This is a genomic window from Georhizobium profundi, from assembly GCF_003952725.1.
GTDB classification, from domain to species: Bacteria; Pseudomonadota; Alphaproteobacteria; order Rhizobiales; family Rhizobiaceae; genus Georhizobium; species Georhizobium profundi.
Map to the genome: position 1 here is coordinate 574,928 of NZ_CP032509.1, position 14,600 is coordinate 589,527.

Below are 14,600 nucleotides of genomic sequence, written 5' to 3' on the forward strand. Positions count from 1 at the left end.
AAAAGCGGAGGCTAAAATGGCTGAAACTTCGCAGAAAGTGACGGCGCTTGACCTGCCGATGGCGGATCTGGGTCCAGAAACGCAGGCCTTCTTCGAAAAGTGCGTCGATAAGATCGGTTTCGTACCGAATGTGCTGATCGCCTATGCCTTCGATGAGAAGAAGCTGCGGCTGTTCAGCGAGTTCTACAACGACCTGATGCTTGGCCCATCTGGCCTCTCCAAGCTCGAGCGCGAGATGATCGCGGTGGCAGTTTCGGCAGTGAACCACTGCCACTACTGCCTGGTCGCGCATGGCGCGGCGGTGCGGCAGCTTTCAGGCGATCCAGTCTTTGGCGAAGAAGTTTCCACCAACTACCGTGCGGCTGTCATGACGGAGAAGCAGAAGGCGATGCTCGACTTTGCGGTCAAGCTGACCGAGATGCCCGACAAGATCGAGGAAGCCGATCGCAATTTCTTGCGCGAGAATGGCTTTTCGGATCGCGATATCTTTGACATCGCTTCGGTTGCGGGTTTCTTCAACATGTCGAACAGGGTTGCGGCGGCGACCGATATGCGTCCCAATGCCGACTATCACGCGCTGGCACGCTGAAGGCGCACCGAAAGGGAGCTGTTTCCATGCGGGACGATGACAGAGAACGCCGTCAGGCGAAGCGCGATCTCGATCGCCTCGGCAGCGAAGGCGGCATCTTCGGATCGCCTGCCATGAAGAGCAAGGCGCGTTCCGTGCGCGACCATTTTGCAGCCGGCGACGCGGACCAGACCGACCCGATCGAGGTGGCGGCCACCCGAACCGGGCGCATCCTCGCCGTCGTGGCATTCGTCCTGCTTGCTCTCTGGCTCGTCTCCGCCTACGCGTGATTTCCATGTCCAGCGACGTTCCAGTCGACCGCAAGGCGGTCATTGTCATTTCGAGCCACGTGGTGCGCGGATCAGTCGGTAACCGAGCGGCTGTGTTTGCGCTGGAATCGCTCGGCCACCCGGTCTGGGCGCTGCCGACGATCATCCTGCCGTTTCATCCCGGCCATGGTCCTTCGACGCGTTATCCGGTCGAAGCGGACGCTTTTTCGAGGATGATCGACGATCTGATCGCTTCTCCCTGGCTCGGTGAGGTCGGCGCCGTGCTTTCCGGTTATCTTGGCTCGGCCGATCAGGCGCGTCCGATCGCCCGGCTGGTGGAGGCGGTGAAGGCGCGGTCGCCCGAAGCCACCTATGTCTGCGACCCGGTGATGGGTGATCTCGGCGGGCTCTACGTGCCGGAAGCCACCGCAACCGCGATCCGCGACATCCTCATGCCGCTTGCGACGATCGCCACGCCGAACCGCTACGAACTCGCGCACATGGCGGGTGCGACCCTCGACGACAACACCGCGATCATGGAAGCGGCGCTCTCGCTTGGGCCGAAACGTGTGCTGGTCACTTCCGCGGTGCCCATGATGGCGGGCGGCATCGGCAATCTGCTTCTGACCGACCGACACGCCTTTCTGGCGGAACACCGCGCAATCGAACAACCGCCGAACGGCCTTGGCGACCTGCTGGCTGCTGTCTTCCTGTCACGTCTGATGAGCGGTGACGGCGACGAGAAGGCGCTCCAGGCCGCAACGGCGTCGGTCTTCGAGGTGCTTGCCCGCACAGTGAAACGTGGTGCGGACGAACTCACGCTGGAGAGCGACGCCAGCTCGCTTGTTCGGCCGATGGCGCTGGTGCACATGCGCCGCCTCGTGCATCCGGCCCAGCGACGAAGGCTCTAAATCGTCGCGACGATCTAGACCGGCAAGATGGCGGTGCGTTAGAACGCGCTCGTCGTTCCGGACACCGCATTCAAGCAATCGCGTGGATCAACACAATCATGACGCAGTTTCCATCTGAGCTATTGGGCGGCTACCGCAGTTTCATGGCGGGGCGCTATACCGATGAACGCGACCGCTATCGCAAGCTTGCCGAATCCGGGCAGAAGCCGAAGACGATGGTCGTGGCCTGTTGCGATTCCCGCGCGGCGCCCGAAACCATCTTCGACATGGGCCCCGGCGAACTCTTCGTCGTGCGCAACGTAGCCAACCTCGTTCCGCCCTATACGCCCGATGGCGAGCACCACGGCACGTCGGCAGCGCTCGAATTTGCCGTTCAGGCGCTCAAGATCCGCGAAATTCTAGTGCTCGGGCACGGGCGCTGTGGCGGCATCCAGGCGGCGCTCAATCCGGAGAGCGAGCCGCTCTCGCCCGGCGATTTCATCGGCAGCTGGATGGGGATGCTGAAGCCGGTCGCAGACGCGATGCTGAGCTACACGACGATGACGGCCGGAGAGCGCCAGACGGCTCTCGAGCGCGTCTCGATCCGCAATTCGATCAACAACCTCAGGACCTTCCCATGCGTGAAGATCCTGGAAGACCAGGGCCGGCTGAAACTGCACGGCGCCTGGTTCGATATCTCGACCGGGGAGTTGTGGGTCATGGACCCGCAGACCGGGGACTTCCACCGCCCCGATCTTTGATCGTTTTCTGACGGCTCAGCCGTCGATCCGCTGCGCGATGATCGCGATCGCCTGCTGATAGACGGTCGCGGCATTCCAGGCCTCGATGGCGCGGAAGTTGGGTTCGCCCTGCTGGTAGCCGGCACCGGGCTGCCAGCCATGCGAGCGGAGGAAATTGGCGGTCGAAGCCAGCGCGTCGGCACGAGAATTGATCAGGTCGCGACGGCCATCGCCATCGGCATCCACTGCGTAAAGCACGTAGTTGGACGGCAGGAACTGCGTCTGGCCCAGTTCGCCATGGCCGGCACCGCGCATCTGGCCGGGTGTCAGCTCGCCGCTCTGGACGATCTGCAGGGCGGCGTAGAGTTCACGCTTGAAGAAGTCCGACCGGCGGCAATCGTAAGCAAGCGTGGCGAGCGCGGACATGGCGCTCTGGTCGCCCATGAAACGCCCGAAGGCGGTTTCCATTCCCCAGATCGCGATGATCACGCCGGACGGGACGCCATAGCTGCGCTCGATCGAGGCGAACAGGTTGGCGTTCTGCTCCTTGTGGCGGCGTCCCTGCGAAACGATCGCGTCGGCGCCACGCTTCTGCATGAACTCGTCGAGCGAAAGTCGGAAGCTGCGCTGGTTGCGGTCGAGCGAAATAGTCTGCGTCGCGTAGGTCAGGCCGGAGAACGCCGTCTGCAGTGTTTGCGCCTGGATGCCATTGGCCTGCGCTTCGGCCGAAAAGGCGTTCACCCAGTTGGAGAAACCGGAGGCATCGTTGCCGCAGGTCTGAGCCTGGGCCGTGCCTGCCAGGGCAAGGCTCATGACGCCTGCTGCAAGCGCGCCGAGATACCGCTTCAAAATAACGCGCATGTGGTCCGTCTCCGTTCTGGAAAAATCCGCTGAGGCCATGCTTGGCTGAGGCCGCCAGCGTGCTTACCCAGCGTTGCAAGCTTCAAAGCCTCCAACCGACGCTAAGCGAGGAGGGTTAAGAATTCTCTGCCGCTCAACAAGCGAAAGGCCCGGCGTTAATCCTGGCCGGGCCTTTCCCAATCGTCAAAGATCTAGTGTGCTCACGCGGCGCGCTGGCGTGGCTTGACCAGGCCGCGATTGACCAGAAGCTCCGCGATCTGGATCGTGTTCAAGGCAGCGCCCTTGCGCAGATTGTCGGATACGACCCAGATATTGAGGCCATTCTCGATGGTCGGATCCTCGCGGATGCGCGAAATGAACGTGGCGTCTTCCCCGGCGCACTCATACGGTGTGATGTAGCCACCGTCCTCGCGCTTGTCGATGACCTGGCAACCCGGCGCTTCGCGCAGGATGTCGCGCGCCTGATCGGCTGTGATCTCGCTCTCGAACTCGATGTTGACGGCTTCGGAATGGCCGATGAAGACCGGCACGCGCACGGCGGTGCAGGTGACCTTGATCTTCGGATCGAGCATCTTCTTGGTTTCCGCGACGACCTTCCACTCTTCCTTGGTGGAACCGTCATCCATGAACACGTCGATGTGCGGGATGACGTTGAAGGCGATGCGCTTGGTGAACTTCTTGCTCTCGATCGGGTCGGCGACGAAGACGGCGCGCGACTGGTTGAAGAGCTCGTCCATGCCTTCCTTGCCAGCACCGGACACCGACTGATAGGTGGAGACAACGAGCCGCTTGATGCGCGCAACGTCGTGCAACGGCTTCAGCGCGACGACGAGCTGTGCCGTGGAGCAGTTCGGGTTGGCGATGATGTTCTTCTTGCGGAAGCCTTCGATCGCATCCGGGTTCACTTCCGGCACGATCAGCGGCACGTCGGCGTCGTAGCGCCAGGCCGACGAGTTATCGATGACGACGCAGCCCTGCGCGCCGATCTTCGGCGAGTACTTCTGCGAGATCGTGCCGCCGGCGGACATCAGGCAGATGTCGGTGTCGGAGAAATCGTAGTTCTCGAGGTTCTTGACCTTCAGCGTCTTGTCGCCGAACGACACTTCCGTGTTCACCGAACGGCTGGATGCCAGCGCCACGACTTCGCTGACGGGGAACCCGCGCTCGGCGAGGATGTCCAGCATTTCGCGGCCGACGTTGCCGGTGGCTCCGGCGATGGCGATCTTGAAGCTCATGATCAGTCAAATCTCCTGTCTCTTCTTCGGCGTCGGGCGTGAAAGCCCGATCGAACCGACCTGACCGGAAGAGCACGGACAGGTCGGACATGGCGAAAGTCCCCCACCGAGGTTGCCAAGACGTTGGCGTCAGACCCTGAGCGCGCCGATCGCCGTCTCTCGCCTGGAGACACGGTTGCCCCGTCGCGCGGGCTGAATGACCTCGGAAAGTGTGTCGTTCTACACCGGTTCAGACAGGAGTCAAATGCGCGGCGGCTCGGCCGGACGCGGCGGAGAGCCTCAATCCGGCGGATCCACGGCCTCGTCGTAGGCCAGCTGAAACCGCTCGAAACGCCCGAGGGCTTCATCGATGATCGGCTTTTGGCGCTCAGGATCGGCCGCATCCGTCCAGACCCAGTTCTGGATGAGCAGTCTGTTCTGCTGCCGATCGGCCTTCAGGTCGATCGCCGCGACGATCTCATCGCCGCACAGGACCGGCAGGGCGAAGTAGCCGAGCTTGCGCTTTTCCTTGGTGACGTAGGCCTCGAACAGATGGTCGTAGCCGAAGAAGGCGGCGGTGCGCTTGCGCTGGATGATCAGGGGATCGAACGGCGAGAGGATGTGCGTGAGTTCGGGTGTCGGCGGCAGCTGCTCGATCGTTTCCGGTCTCGCCCAGTAGACGGTCTTGGCGTCACCTTGGATGGAAACACCGACGAGTTTTCGGGCACGCACCCGCTGCTCGATCCTCTGCGCAACCGCGGCTTTTTTCGGCGCGGCGAGGTAGCAGATGGAATCGAGACTGACGATGCCCTGCGCAGTCAGCGAACGGTCGATCAGGTAGTCGATGATCTGATTTTCCGTGGCAGGGCGTGGGGCTCGCTCCCAGCCGAAGTGCCGCTCCATCAGGTCGTAGGTCTTCACCATGCCCGTGCGACCCGCGATCGCCAGGCGGCCATTGTAGAAGCCCCTCTGCAGCGCCTTCTTCGACGGCTTGCGGCTGGCCCAGAGATGCTCCTTCTCGACCGGCTCTTCGTCGATGTCACGGATGGACAGAGGCCCCTCGCGGCGGACGCGGGCGATCGCCTTTCTCAGCTCCTCGGGCGCAACGCCTGACGACCAGCGCACCGGGTTGTCTCGATGGTCCTTCATTGCGGGCAAGAAGAACTTCAGGTCGCGCGTCGGCACGTAGGACAGGGCGTGCGTCCAGTATTCGAAGACGGTCTTGTCGACGGATTGGGCGACCGCGAGATCGCGGCGGCGATAGCGCGGTATCCGATTGAAGAGGATGTGATGGTGGCAGCGCTCGATCACGTTGATCGTGTCGATCTGCACGTAGCCGAGATGCTCGACGGCGAGGCGCACCGCCTCGGGGCCGACACCGAAAGGCTCGGCGCGATCGAGCTTCTGCGCGCTGATCCAGCAGGCGCGTGCTTGGCGCTGAGACAGTTGAACCGGGCGTCGTGCCATCAGGTCCGGGCCCTGGCGGGGCTACGAACTGGGCCTCTGAAAATGCGAATGGCCGGCAGTGACTGTGTCATGCCGGCCATTCTGGTCAGATTAAGCGCTGGATCAAGCGGCCAGGGCTTTGAACTCCGCGAGAATGGCGTCGCCCATTTCGACGGTCGAAACGGTCGGTGCGCCCTTTTCGGCGATGTCCGGCGTGCGGATGCCCTTGTCCAAGACGTTCGCGATCGCCTTTTCCAGGCGGTCGGCTTCGGCGATCATTTCGAACGAGTAGCGCAGGCACATGGCGAAGGAGGCGATCATCGCGATCGGGTTTGCCTTGCCCTGCCCGGCGATATCGGGTGCCGAACCATGAACGGGCTCGTAAAGCGCCTTGCGCTTGCCGGTCTTGCCATCGGGAGCGCCGAGCGATGCGGAGGGCAGCATGCCGAGCGAGCCGGTCAGCATCGCGGCGACGTCGGACAGCATGTCGCCGAAGAGGTTGTCGGTGACGATGACGTCGAACTGCTTGGGCCAGCGAACAAGCTGCATGCCGCCGGCATCGGCCAGCATGTGGGTCAGCTCGACGTCCGAATGGTGTGCCTTGTGGTAGGCCGTGACGACGTCATTCCACAGGACGCCCGACTTCATGACGTTGCGCTTCTCCATGGAACACACCTTGTTGTTCCTGGTGCGCGCGAGGTCGAAGGCGACGCCGGCGATGCGCTCGATCTCGTAGGTGTCGTAGACCTGCGTGTCGATGGCGCGCTTCTGGCCGTTGCCGAGATCGATGATCTCCTTGGGCTCGCCGAAATAGACGCCGCCGGTGAGTTCGCGGATGATGAGGATGTCGAGGCCCTCGACCACTTCCGGCTTCAGCGAAGAGGATTTCGCAAGCGCCGGGTAGCAGATGGCGGGACGCAGGTTCGCGAAGAGTTCGAGATCCTTGCGCAGGCGCAGAAGGCCGGCTTCCGGGCGCACATCATAGGGCACGCTGTCCCACTTGGGGCCGCCGACGGCGCCGAACAACACGGCATCCGCTGCCGTTGCCTTTTCCATGTCCGCTTCGGAAATGGCCGCGCCATGCGCGTCGTAGGCGCAGCCGCCGACCATGCCTTCGTCGGTTTCGAAGCCTGCGCCGAGCTCATCGTTCATGTAGGTGATGAGCTTGCGGACTTCGTTCATGGCTTCCGGGCCGATGCCGTCGCCTGGCAGAAGGAAAAGGGTGCGGTGCGCCATGAAAGTGGATCTCCTCGAATTGTTGTGAAGCTTTGCTAATCGCACAGGCCTGAGCACGCAAGAGGATCGGTCAAGCTCAGGTGTAAAATCGTCTACAGTTTACAGACCTGAGTCCGTGAAGGCAGCGCCATAAAAAAGGGCCCGCTTGAAGCGGGCCCAAGGTGTGGATGCCTGAGCATCCGACGGGATCAAGACCTGCCCAGCCAGCCGGCCGGGCAGGAAGAGTGTCAGCGAACGAATTCCGGGTAGGCTTCGACACCGATTTCGGCCTTGTCGAGACCCATCTGCTCTTCTTCCGGCGAGCACCGCAGGCCCATCACGGCGTTGAGGATCAGCCAGACGATGGCCGAGGTGACGATCATGAAGATTGCGACGATGACGATCGGCACGATCTGGCCGGTCAGCGTTGCGTCCGGGTTCGTGAAGAGAACCGCGATGGTGCCCCAGATGCCAGCGAAGAGGTGGACCGGGATAGCGCCGACGACGTCGTCGATCTTCAGCTTGTCGAGGAACGGAACAGCAAAGACCACGATCACGCCACCGACGGCACCGATCAGGATCGCTGCACCGAGCGACGGTGTCAGCGGCTCGGCCGTAATGGAGACCAGACCGGCAAGCGCGCCGTTCAGGACCATCGTGATGTCGACCTTCTTGTAGATGATCTGCGTCAGGAGAAGCGCAGCCACGGCACCGCCGGCGGCACCCATGTTGGTGTTGGCGAAGATGCGCGAGACGTCGGCAACGTCGGAGACGGAGCCCATGGCGAGCTGCGATGCGCCGTTGAAGCCGAACCAGCCCATCCACAGGATGAACGTGCCGAGCGTGGCGAGCGGCATGTTGGAGCCCGGCATCGGGTGAACGCCGCCTTCATACTTGCCCTTGCGTGCGCCGAGGATGATGGCACCGGTGAGGGCTGCCCAGCCGCCGACCGAGTGGACGACCGTCGAGCCTGCGAAGTCGAGAAAGCCGAACTGCGTGTCGAGGAAGCCACCGCCCCATTTCCAGGAAGCCTGGATCGGGTAGAGGAAGGCCGTGAGGACGATCGTGAAGATCAGGAAGGGCCACAGCTTGATGCGTTCTGCGAGCGTGCCCGAAACGATGGACGCGGTCGTGGCGCAGAACATCAGCTGGAAGAAGAAGTCCGAACCGGTGGAGGCGTAGCTCAGGTCGTCGGTGGCTTCCGGCGCGACGCCGACAGCTTCGAGAACGGCAACGCCGAAGGCGCCGAGATAGCCGCCCGTTTCATCGGTGCCGATGGACCAGCTGCCCAGCGGGTACATGAGGTTGTAGCCGACGAGATAGTACATGATCGCCGCGATGCCGAAGAGCGCGACGTTCTTCGTCAACTGCATCGACACGTTCTTGGAGCGGACGAGGCCAGCTTCGAGCATGGCGAAGCCTGCCGCCATCCAGAAGACCAGGAAGCCGCCGATGAGGAACAGCAGCGAGTTGAAGATGAAGACCGTGTGCTCGCCGACGGGCGCAGCGGCCTCGACGACAGCTTCCGCCGCGGGTTCTGCGTCCTGCGCGAAGGCCGGAAGCGCGATCATGACGGTCGCGAGCGCGGCGGTCCGGAGAATGGAGTGCTTTGAGAATGTCATTGGTTGAGTTGCCCCTTGAACCCTACAGCGCTTCGGCATCGGTTTCGCCGGTGCGGATACGCACGGCCTGATCGATTCCGTAGACAAAAATCTTGCCGTCGCCGATCTGACCGGTCTTTGCGGCGGTCGCGATTGCTTCGACGGTGCGGTCCACCAGGTCGGCCGCAACTGCGATCTCGATCTTCAGCTTCGGCAGGAAGCTGACGGCATATTCGGTGCCGCGATAGATTTCGGTGTGTCCCTTTTGCCGGCCGTAACCCTTCACTTCCGTGACGGTCAGGCCCTGGATGCCGACAGCGGTGAGGGCTTCACGCACCTCGTCCAGCTTGAACGGCTTGATAATGGCCATCACAATTTTCATGCGGTTTTCCCATCTTTGCGGTTCTGGTGGCTCAATGAGCCTCCGAAAACGGCCATCGACTGCAGTGCCCCCACAGCGGTGACTCGGCTCCATGGATTCAAGGGCCGTGCCAACTGGCTCAGAATTGTGCAACCCATTGAATCGATGGGCAGAAAACAGAAGGGGCGGAGATCGTGTGACCTCCACCCCGCGGTAGACGACTAAAAAATGTGCAAAATCCGAAAATTGACGAAACTTTAATCGTCTCGGCGCCGGATGAGTCCTTCTTGGGCAACCGAGGCTATCAATTGGCCATCCCGACCGTAAAGGCCGCCGCGCGTGAGGCCGCGGGCGCCCGAGGCATTGGGACTGTCTTGGGTGTAAAGCAGCCAGTCGTCGAGAGCGCTCTGGCGATGAAACCACATGGCGTGGTCGAGGCTCGCGACCTGCAGGTTCTTGTCGAAGATCGAGTGGCCATGGGCAAAGAGCGATGTATCGAGAAGCGTCATGTCCGACAGATAGGCGAGCACCGCAGCCTGCAGCGCGCGATCGTTCGGCACCGGGCCTGTCGTCCTGATCCAGACATCCTGCTTGGGCGCGAGCTTCTCCCTAGAGACATAGTGAACGAGCGAGACCGGCCGGATCTCGATCGGGCGCTCGCGTTCCCAGTAACGGCGAATATTTTCTGGCGCGCCCTTGAGGAACTGCTCCTTCAGTTCCTTTTCGCCCATCAGTTGTTCCGGCGGCGTGATCTTCGGCATGTCGAACTGATGGTCGAACCCGTCTTCATCCGTCTGGAAAGAGGCTGACAGGGAGAAGATTGCCTTGCCGTGCTGGATGGCGACAACACGCCGCGTGGTGAAGCTCGAGCCGTCGCGGATGCGATCGACCTCGTAAATGATCGGCACGGACGGATCGCCGGGGCGCATGAAGTAGGCGTGGAGAGAATGCACATGGCGCTCGGCGGCAACGGTGCGCTGTGCTGCGACAAGCGCCTGGCCGATCACCTGGCCGCCGAAGACGCGCTGCCAGCCAACCTGCGGGCTGCGCCCGCGATAAAGGTCGTGTTCCAGCCGCTCCAGGTCGAGGATCGACAGCAATTCTTCCATGGCACGTGACAATGAACTCTCCAGGCAAGGCTTAAAACAGGGGCCAGATTGCCTATATCCTCCCAATAGGCAAGGGACGCCCCGGCGAAGGCCGGCCAATGCAAAGGGGTACCAGCATGTCGCAACCGCACACGCGCGAACGCTTCGATATCGTCGTCGGAGGCGCCGGCTATGTCGGCCTGGCGACAGCCGTGGCGATCAAGGCGTCGGCGCCGGAGCTTTCGGTGGTGGTGGTGGATGCAGCACCTGAAAATGCCTGGCAGCGCGACGAACGGGCCTCTGCAATCGCTGCTGCGGCAAGCCGCATGCTGGATCATCTCGGCATCTGGAGCGCGCTCTCCGAACATGCCGAGCCGATCCGCGACATGATCGTTACAGATTCGCGCAATGGCGACGAGATCAGGCCGGTTTTCCTGACTTTCGACGGTGAAGTCGAACGGGGCGAGCCTTTCGCGCACATGGTGCCGAACAAGGAATTGGTGAAGGCGCTGCGATCGCGCGCCAAGGACCTCGGCGTCGATGTCCGGCAAGGCTTGAAGATCACCGATGCACGCGAAGAAACCGACCTCGGCGTGCGTGCGGTGCTTCTGTCGGACGGTGACACGATCACCGCACGGCTGGTCGTTGCGGCCGATGGATTGCATTCCGGCCTGCGTGCTATGGCCGGAATCAAGACCGTCAGCTGGAAATACGGCCAGTCAGGCATCGTCACCACGGTGCGGCACGAGCGCCCGCACAATGGCCGCGCCGAGGAGCATTTTCTGCCCGCCGGACCGTTCGCCATCCTGCCGCTGAAGGACAATCGATCGTCGCTCGTCTGGACCGAGCGCACCGACGAAGCTGATCGGCTGGTGGCGGAAGACGATTTCGTTTTCGAGGCGGAACTGGAGCGGCGCTTCGGTCACAAGCTCGGCACCATCAGTCTCGCCGGCGGACGCCGCGCTTTCCCGCTGGGTCTCACGCTTGCGCGCGATTTCGTCGTGTCGCGCATGGCCCTGGTGGGTGATGCGGCGCACGGCATCCACCCGATCGCCGGGCAGGGTCTCAATCTCGGCTTCAAGGATGCGGCTGCGCTGGCTGAAACCGTGGTCGAGGCATCCCGCCTTGGACTTGATATCGGCTCGGTCTCGGTTCTGGAGCGGTATCAGTCGTGGCGACGTTTCGACACGTTCCAGATGGGCGTGACGACCGACGTGTTGAACCGGCTTTTTTCTAACGACGTGACGCCGCTGCGTATGGTGCGCGATGTCGGTCTCGGTCTCGTCGACCGCATGCCGAAGCTCAAGAGCTTCTTCATCAAACAGGCTGCCGGACTGTCCGGCGAAGGCGCGCCGCGGCTTCTGCGCGGGCAAGCCATCTGAATGTTTGGAGCGAGGGTAGCGGCATCCGACGGTTGGGAGAACGTCAATCCGTCAGCTTGCGTGCCTCGGAGACGAGCATGATCGGGATACCGTCGCGGATCGGATAGGCGAGTGACGCCTTCTTCGAGATCAGCTCGCCTGCCTGCTCGTCGAGATCGAGGTTGGACTTGGTCAGCGGGCAGACCAGCAATTCCAGAAGCTTGAAGTCGAGCTTTGGCGTCGTGGGATCATCATCCATGGCCGGCACCCTTCATCCAACGCTTACTGCAGAACACCGTCATAATCGTCCGAGGCGCGCGCAAGCGCAATTTCGGTGATGGCGACGAGTGTGTCGGCCCGTGTCTTCAGGTCGGGGGCCTCAAGCAGCGCCTGCTTCTCCGGCGGCCCGTAAGGCGACATCATCGACATGGAATTGACCAGCGTCGTGTTCGAGGCACGCTGCACGCTCTGCCAGTCCACTTCGAGCTGGTTGGCATCGAGATAGGACTTGAAGCTTGAGAGAAGGGCCGCGCGATCGACGCTGTCGGCTGTTTCATCGGGCGCCAGATCGCTCAGGAACGGTGCGATACGGAAGGTGCGATACGGCTTGCGGGAAACGACCTCTTCGATCAGGCGCGTGCGGCACACACCGATGAGCGACACGATGTAGCGTCCGTCACCGGTTTCGGAAAAGGACACCACCCGGCCGATGGAGCCGACCGCGCACAGGCCCGACTGCGCATCCGAAGTTGCGCCCGGGCGTTCGAATTCGGGCTGAACGATACCGACCAATCGATTGGTCGCCATCGCATCGTCGAACATGGCGAGATAACGCGGCTCGAAAATGTTGAGCGGCATCTGTCCGCCGGGCAGGAGCAGTGCGCCCGTGAGCGGGAACATTGCTACAGAATCCGGCAGATCCTTCTCGGTGCGGTAGTGGGCGTTGCCAGCCTGCATGGCGTGGAGCGGCCTTTCATGAACAGAGACTAGAGATGTGGCGTTCTGCCGCCCAATCTCAAGTGGCTCCCCCTCAAATCGGCCGGCAAAGCTGCATCACGAGAACAAAATGGACGACAGCTTGCGGCGGGCCGCCAGCGTTGCCGGATCCGTCGGGCCCCAAGCCTCGAACAGCGCCAGCAATTCGCGCCGGCCGCCATCGTCGCGCCAGCTCCGGTCGGCCTTCATGATGGCCAGCAGATGATCGGCGGCTTCGTTCCGCTGCCCACGGATGCTGAGGATCTTTGCGAGGTCGAGCCGTGCTTCGAAATCCTTGGGATCTGCTGCAATGCGCGCTTCGAGCAGCGACGGATCGCCGAGCTTCGCCACCTCGGCCTCGAGCGCCAACCGCGCGAGTATCTTCGCCACGTCCGGATGGGCGCGTGCCTTTTCGTCCAGTGCGCCGAGAAGCTGTTCGGCTTCCTGCGTGCGACCGGCGGCAATCATGCACTCGGCCATGCCGGCCTGAGCGGCAACATTATCTGGCGCATGCTGCATGATGGCGGCGTAGATCTGTGCTGCACCCTGAATATCGCCGGCATCCAGCCGTTCGCGCGCCTGGTCGAGAGCGGCCTGGATCTGGGCGGCCTCATCGTCCTTGCCGCCACCGGCGCCGACGATCTTGTCGATGAATGCCTTCAACTGGCTCTCGGGCATCGCGCCCATGAAGCCATCGACTGGCTGTCCGTTGACGAAAGCGAACACCGCCGGGATGGACTGCACGCCCATCTGGCCGGGGATCGCCGGGTGCTCGTCGATGTTCAACTTGACGAGCTTCACCTTGCCGCCCGCTTCGCGCACGACCTTTTCGAGCACCGGCGTCAGCTGCTTGCAGGGGCCGCACCACGGCGCCCAGAAGTCGACCAGCACCGGCTGCTTGCGCGATTCCTGCACGACATCGGCCATGAACTTAGCCGTCGTCGTGTCCTTGATGAGATCACCGGCGGCATTGGCTGCGGACGTCTGGCCCTGATCGCCGAACGTCACATTCATGGTGGGTTGCCCGCCTTGGCCGGAGGTCAAAAAAGTGTTGTCGCTGTCGGTCATCTTTGGGCTCCGGAATGAAAGGCGTGGATCGGGCCTGATCTGCCCGCAAAATCGGCATTCAGCTTGAAAGTTTCAAGATCAGCGGGTCGTGGTCGCAGTCCTGCAGGTAACGGATGAGATCGGCGCTGCTCAGCGATGTCGTTGCATCGTTGGAGAGCGGATGGGCATTGATGGTGTCGTTTTTCATCAGCGCGGCGTCCAGCACGACGGTGACCACTCCTTCGCGATCGTTGAGCGCCGCGAGAGACGTGACCGAGCCCGGCTCGACGCCCAGATACTCCATCAGTGCGTCTGGCTTGCCGAAAGACACGCGGCCGCTCGCGCCGATCAGGCCATGCACCTGCTTCAGGTCCACCTCGGCCGTTTCCTCGAGCACAAGCAGGAAGTAGCGCCCCTTCTTGTCCTTCACGAACAGGTTCTTGGTGTGCGCACCCGGAATGTCGTCGCGCAGCGCCTGGGCTTCGGCGACGGTGAAGACCGGTGCATGGCGGCGCGTCTCATGCGTGATTGACAGGCGGTCGAGCCGCTCGAACAATGCCCGTTGCGCCTCGGTCCACTCGCTCATCATCCGCCTCCAGTCTCGCTTCCTGCCTGTGGTGCTGCTTCATATGGCGCCTTGGACTGAGAGGCAAACGTTGGCCCGGGCGAGATGCGCGAGCTCGCGCCAGGCGCTGGAAAATTTTGAAAGGCCCACGCGATTTTGCCTGTTGCAATCTGCAGCGGCTTGCGTCATACAGCGCCGGTCGACGCGCCAAGCGCTTCGACATCGCGGTCCATCGTCACCCCCGGACCATGCGATTGAGCGGGTGTAGCTCAGGGGTAGAGCACAACCTTGCCAAGGTTGGGGTCGAGCGTTCGAATCGCTTCACCCGCTCCAATTTCTCTTCGATCGTTCAGTTATGCAGCTTCCACCGTCTGATCGGTGGGAGGTTTTGGCGTTTCT

Annotated in this window: 16 protein-coding genes and 1 tRNA gene; 6 read left to right on the forward strand and 11 right to left on the reverse strand. The window is 62.3% G+C overall.

Annotated features, from left to right (window positions below):
• Positions 1–16 precede the first annotated feature (16 nt).
• The 4 genes from D5400_RS02715 (at position 17) to D5400_RS02730 (ending at position 2,488) form a co-directional block, all read left to right on the forward strand.
• Complete coding sequence (locus tag D5400_RS02715) at positions 17–589, forward strand: peroxidase-related enzyme (RefSeq protein WP_126007429.1); 573 nt, start codon at positions 17–19, stop codon at positions 587–589.
• 26 nt (positions 590–615) lie between these two features.
• Entirely contained in the window at positions 616–858 is a 243-nt protein-coding gene (locus D5400_RS02720) for a hypothetical protein (RefSeq protein WP_126007431.1), read from the forward strand.
• A gap of 5 nt (positions 859–863) precedes the next feature.
• Positions 864–1,748, forward strand: a complete 885-nt coding sequence (pdxY, locus tag D5400_RS02725; protein WP_126007433.1) for a pyridoxal kinase PdxY — start codon at positions 864–866, stop codon at positions 1,746–1,748.
• A 98-nt stretch (positions 1,749–1,846) separates the two neighbouring features.
• Positions 1,847–2,488, forward strand: coding sequence for a carbonic anhydrase (locus D5400_RS02730; RefSeq protein WP_126007435.1), 642 nt, complete (start codon positions 1,847–1,849; stop codon positions 2,486–2,488).
• Between the two features lie 15 nt (positions 2,489–2,503).
• On the opposite strand, the gene D5400_RS02735 is transcribed toward D5400_RS02730, so the two are convergent.
• From D5400_RS02735 to tesB, 7 genes are all read right to left on the reverse strand, one after another.
• Positions 2,504–3,328 (reverse strand): lytic murein transglycosylase, encoded by an 825-nt coding sequence (locus D5400_RS02735; RefSeq protein ID WP_164527763.1) that lies wholly within the window; start codon positions 3,326–3,328, stop codon positions 2,504–2,506.
• 200 nt (positions 3,329–3,528) lie between these two features.
• Complete coding sequence (locus D5400_RS02740; protein ID WP_126007439.1) at positions 3,529–4,563, reverse strand: aspartate-semialdehyde dehydrogenase; 1,035 nt, start codon at positions 4,561–4,563, stop codon at positions 3,529–3,531.
• Between the two features lie 279 nt (positions 4,564–4,842).
• Positions 4,843–6,009: a winged helix-turn-helix domain-containing protein gene (locus D5400_RS02745; RefSeq protein WP_126007442.1), complete on the reverse strand. Its 1,167-nt coding sequence runs from the start codon at positions 6,007–6,009 to the stop codon at positions 4,843–4,845.
• A gap of 102 nt (positions 6,010–6,111) precedes the next feature.
• Entirely contained in the window at positions 6,112–7,224 is a 1,113-nt protein-coding gene (gene leuB / locus D5400_RS02750) for a 3-isopropylmalate dehydrogenase (protein ID WP_126007444.1), read from the reverse strand.
• Between the two features lie 227 nt (positions 7,225–7,451).
• A complete protein-coding gene (locus D5400_RS02755) occupies positions 7,452–8,825 on the reverse strand; it encodes an ammonium transporter (RefSeq protein WP_126007446.1) in 1,374 nt (457 codons plus the stop codon).
• A gap of 22 nt (positions 8,826–8,847) precedes the next feature.
• Positions 8,848–9,186, reverse strand: a complete 339-nt coding sequence (locus D5400_RS02760; RefSeq protein WP_126007448.1) for a P-II family nitrogen regulator — start codon at positions 9,184–9,186, stop codon at positions 8,848–8,850.
• Between the two features lie 236 nt (positions 9,187–9,422).
• Positions 9,423–10,274, reverse strand: a complete 852-nt coding sequence (tesB, locus tag D5400_RS02765; RefSeq protein ID WP_126012622.1) for an acyl-CoA thioesterase II — start codon at positions 10,272–10,274, stop codon at positions 9,423–9,425.
• Between the two features lie 116 nt (positions 10,275–10,390).
• On the opposite strand from tesB, the gene D5400_RS02770 reads away from it, so the two are divergent.
• The gene (locus D5400_RS02770; protein ID WP_126007450.1) at positions 10,391–11,635 is read left to right on the forward strand and encodes a ubiquinone biosynthesis hydroxylase; all 1,245 of its coding nucleotides are present in this window, start codon (positions 10,391–10,393) and stop codon (positions 11,633–11,635) included.
• 43 nt (positions 11,636–11,678) lie between these two features.
• Here D5400_RS02770 and D5400_RS02775 read toward each other — a convergent pair whose 3' ends face one another.
• The 4 genes from D5400_RS02775 to D5400_RS02790 all read right to left on the reverse strand — a co-directional run bounded on the left by D5400_RS02775 (position 11,679) and on the right by D5400_RS02790 (position 14,225).
• Complete coding sequence (locus D5400_RS02775) at positions 11,679–11,873, reverse strand: Trm112 family protein (protein WP_126007452.1); 195 nt, start codon at positions 11,871–11,873, stop codon at positions 11,679–11,681.
• A 23-nt stretch (positions 11,874–11,896) separates the two neighbouring features.
• Complete coding sequence (locus tag D5400_RS02780) at positions 11,897–12,571, reverse strand: LON peptidase substrate-binding domain-containing protein (protein ID WP_126007454.1); 675 nt, start codon at positions 12,569–12,571, stop codon at positions 11,897–11,899.
• Positions 12,572–12,667: 96 nt separating this feature from the next.
• On the reverse strand, positions 12,668–13,657 hold the full coding sequence (gene trxA / locus D5400_RS02785) for a thioredoxin (RefSeq protein WP_126007456.1): 990 nt from the start codon (positions 13,655–13,657) through the stop codon (positions 12,668–12,670).
• A gap of 58 nt (positions 13,658–13,715) precedes the next feature.
• The gene (locus tag D5400_RS02790) at positions 13,716–14,225 is read right to left on the reverse strand and encodes a prolyl-tRNA synthetase associated domain-containing protein (protein ID WP_425364898.1); all 510 of its coding nucleotides are present in this window, start codon (positions 14,223–14,225) and stop codon (positions 13,716–13,718) included.
• Positions 14,226–14,459: 234 nt separating this feature from the next.
• Between D5400_RS02790 and D5400_RS02795 the strand changes: the two genes are divergently transcribed.
• Positions 14,460–14,534 (forward strand) — tRNA-Gly (locus D5400_RS02795).
• The last annotated feature ends 66 nt before the right edge of the window (positions 14,535–14,600 follow it).

Excerpts from the sequence above, each read along its gene's own strand:
- D5400_RS02715 (WP_126007429.1), top strand. The coding sequence starts at position 17 with ATGGCTGAAACTTCGCAGAAAGTGACGGCGCTTGACCTGCCGATGGCG.
- D5400_RS02720 (WP_126007431.1), top strand. The coding sequence starts at position 616 with ATGCGGGACGATGACAGAGAACGCCGTCAGGCGAAGCGCGATCTCGAT.
- pdxY (WP_126007433.1), top strand. The coding sequence starts at position 864 with ATGTCCAGCGACGTTCCAGTCGACCGCAAGGCGGTCATTGTCATTTCG.
- D5400_RS02730 (WP_126007435.1), top strand. The coding sequence starts at position 1,847 with ATGACGCAGTTTCCATCTGAGCTATTGGGCGGCTACCGCAGTTTCATG.
- D5400_RS02735 (WP_164527763.1), bottom strand. The coding sequence starts at position 3,328 with ATGCGCGTTATTTTGAAGCGGTATCTCGGCGCGCTTGCAGCAGGCGTC.
- D5400_RS02740 (WP_126007439.1), bottom strand. The coding sequence starts at position 4,563 with ATGAGCTTCAAGATCGCCATCGCCGGAGCCACCGGCAACGTCGGCCGC.
- D5400_RS02745 (WP_126007442.1), bottom strand. The coding sequence starts at position 6,009 with ATGGCACGACGCCCGGTTCAACTGTCTCAGCGCCAAGCACGCGCCTGC.
- leuB (WP_126007444.1), bottom strand. The coding sequence starts at position 7,224 with ATGGCGCACCGCACCCTTTTCCTTCTGCCAGGCGACGGCATCGGCCCG.
- D5400_RS02755 (WP_126007446.1), bottom strand. The coding sequence starts at position 8,825 with ATGACATTCTCAAAGCACTCCATTCTCCGGACCGCCGCGCTCGCGACC.
- D5400_RS02760 (WP_126007448.1), bottom strand. The coding sequence starts at position 9,186 with ATGAAAATTGTGATGGCCATTATCAAGCCGTTCAAGCTGGACGAGGTG.
- tesB (WP_126012622.1), bottom strand. The coding sequence starts at position 10,274 with ATGGAAGAATTGCTGTCGATCCTCGACCTGGAGCGGCTGGAACACGAC.
- D5400_RS02770 (WP_126007450.1), top strand. The coding sequence starts at position 10,391 with ATGTCGCAACCGCACACGCGCGAACGCTTCGATATCGTCGTCGGAGGC.
- D5400_RS02775 (WP_126007452.1), bottom strand. The coding sequence starts at position 11,873 with ATGGATGATGATCCCACGACGCCAAAGCTCGACTTCAAGCTTCTGGAA.
- D5400_RS02780 (WP_126007454.1), bottom strand. The coding sequence starts at position 12,571 with ATGCAGGCTGGCAACGCCCACTACCGCACCGAGAAGGATCTGCCGGAT.
- trxA (WP_126007456.1), bottom strand. The coding sequence starts at position 13,657 with ATGACCGACAGCGACAACACTTTTTTGACCTCCGGCCAAGGCGGGCAA.
- D5400_RS02790 (WP_425364898.1), bottom strand. The coding sequence starts at position 14,225 with ATGATGAGCGAGTGGACCGAGGCGCAACGGGCATTGTTCGAGCGGCTC.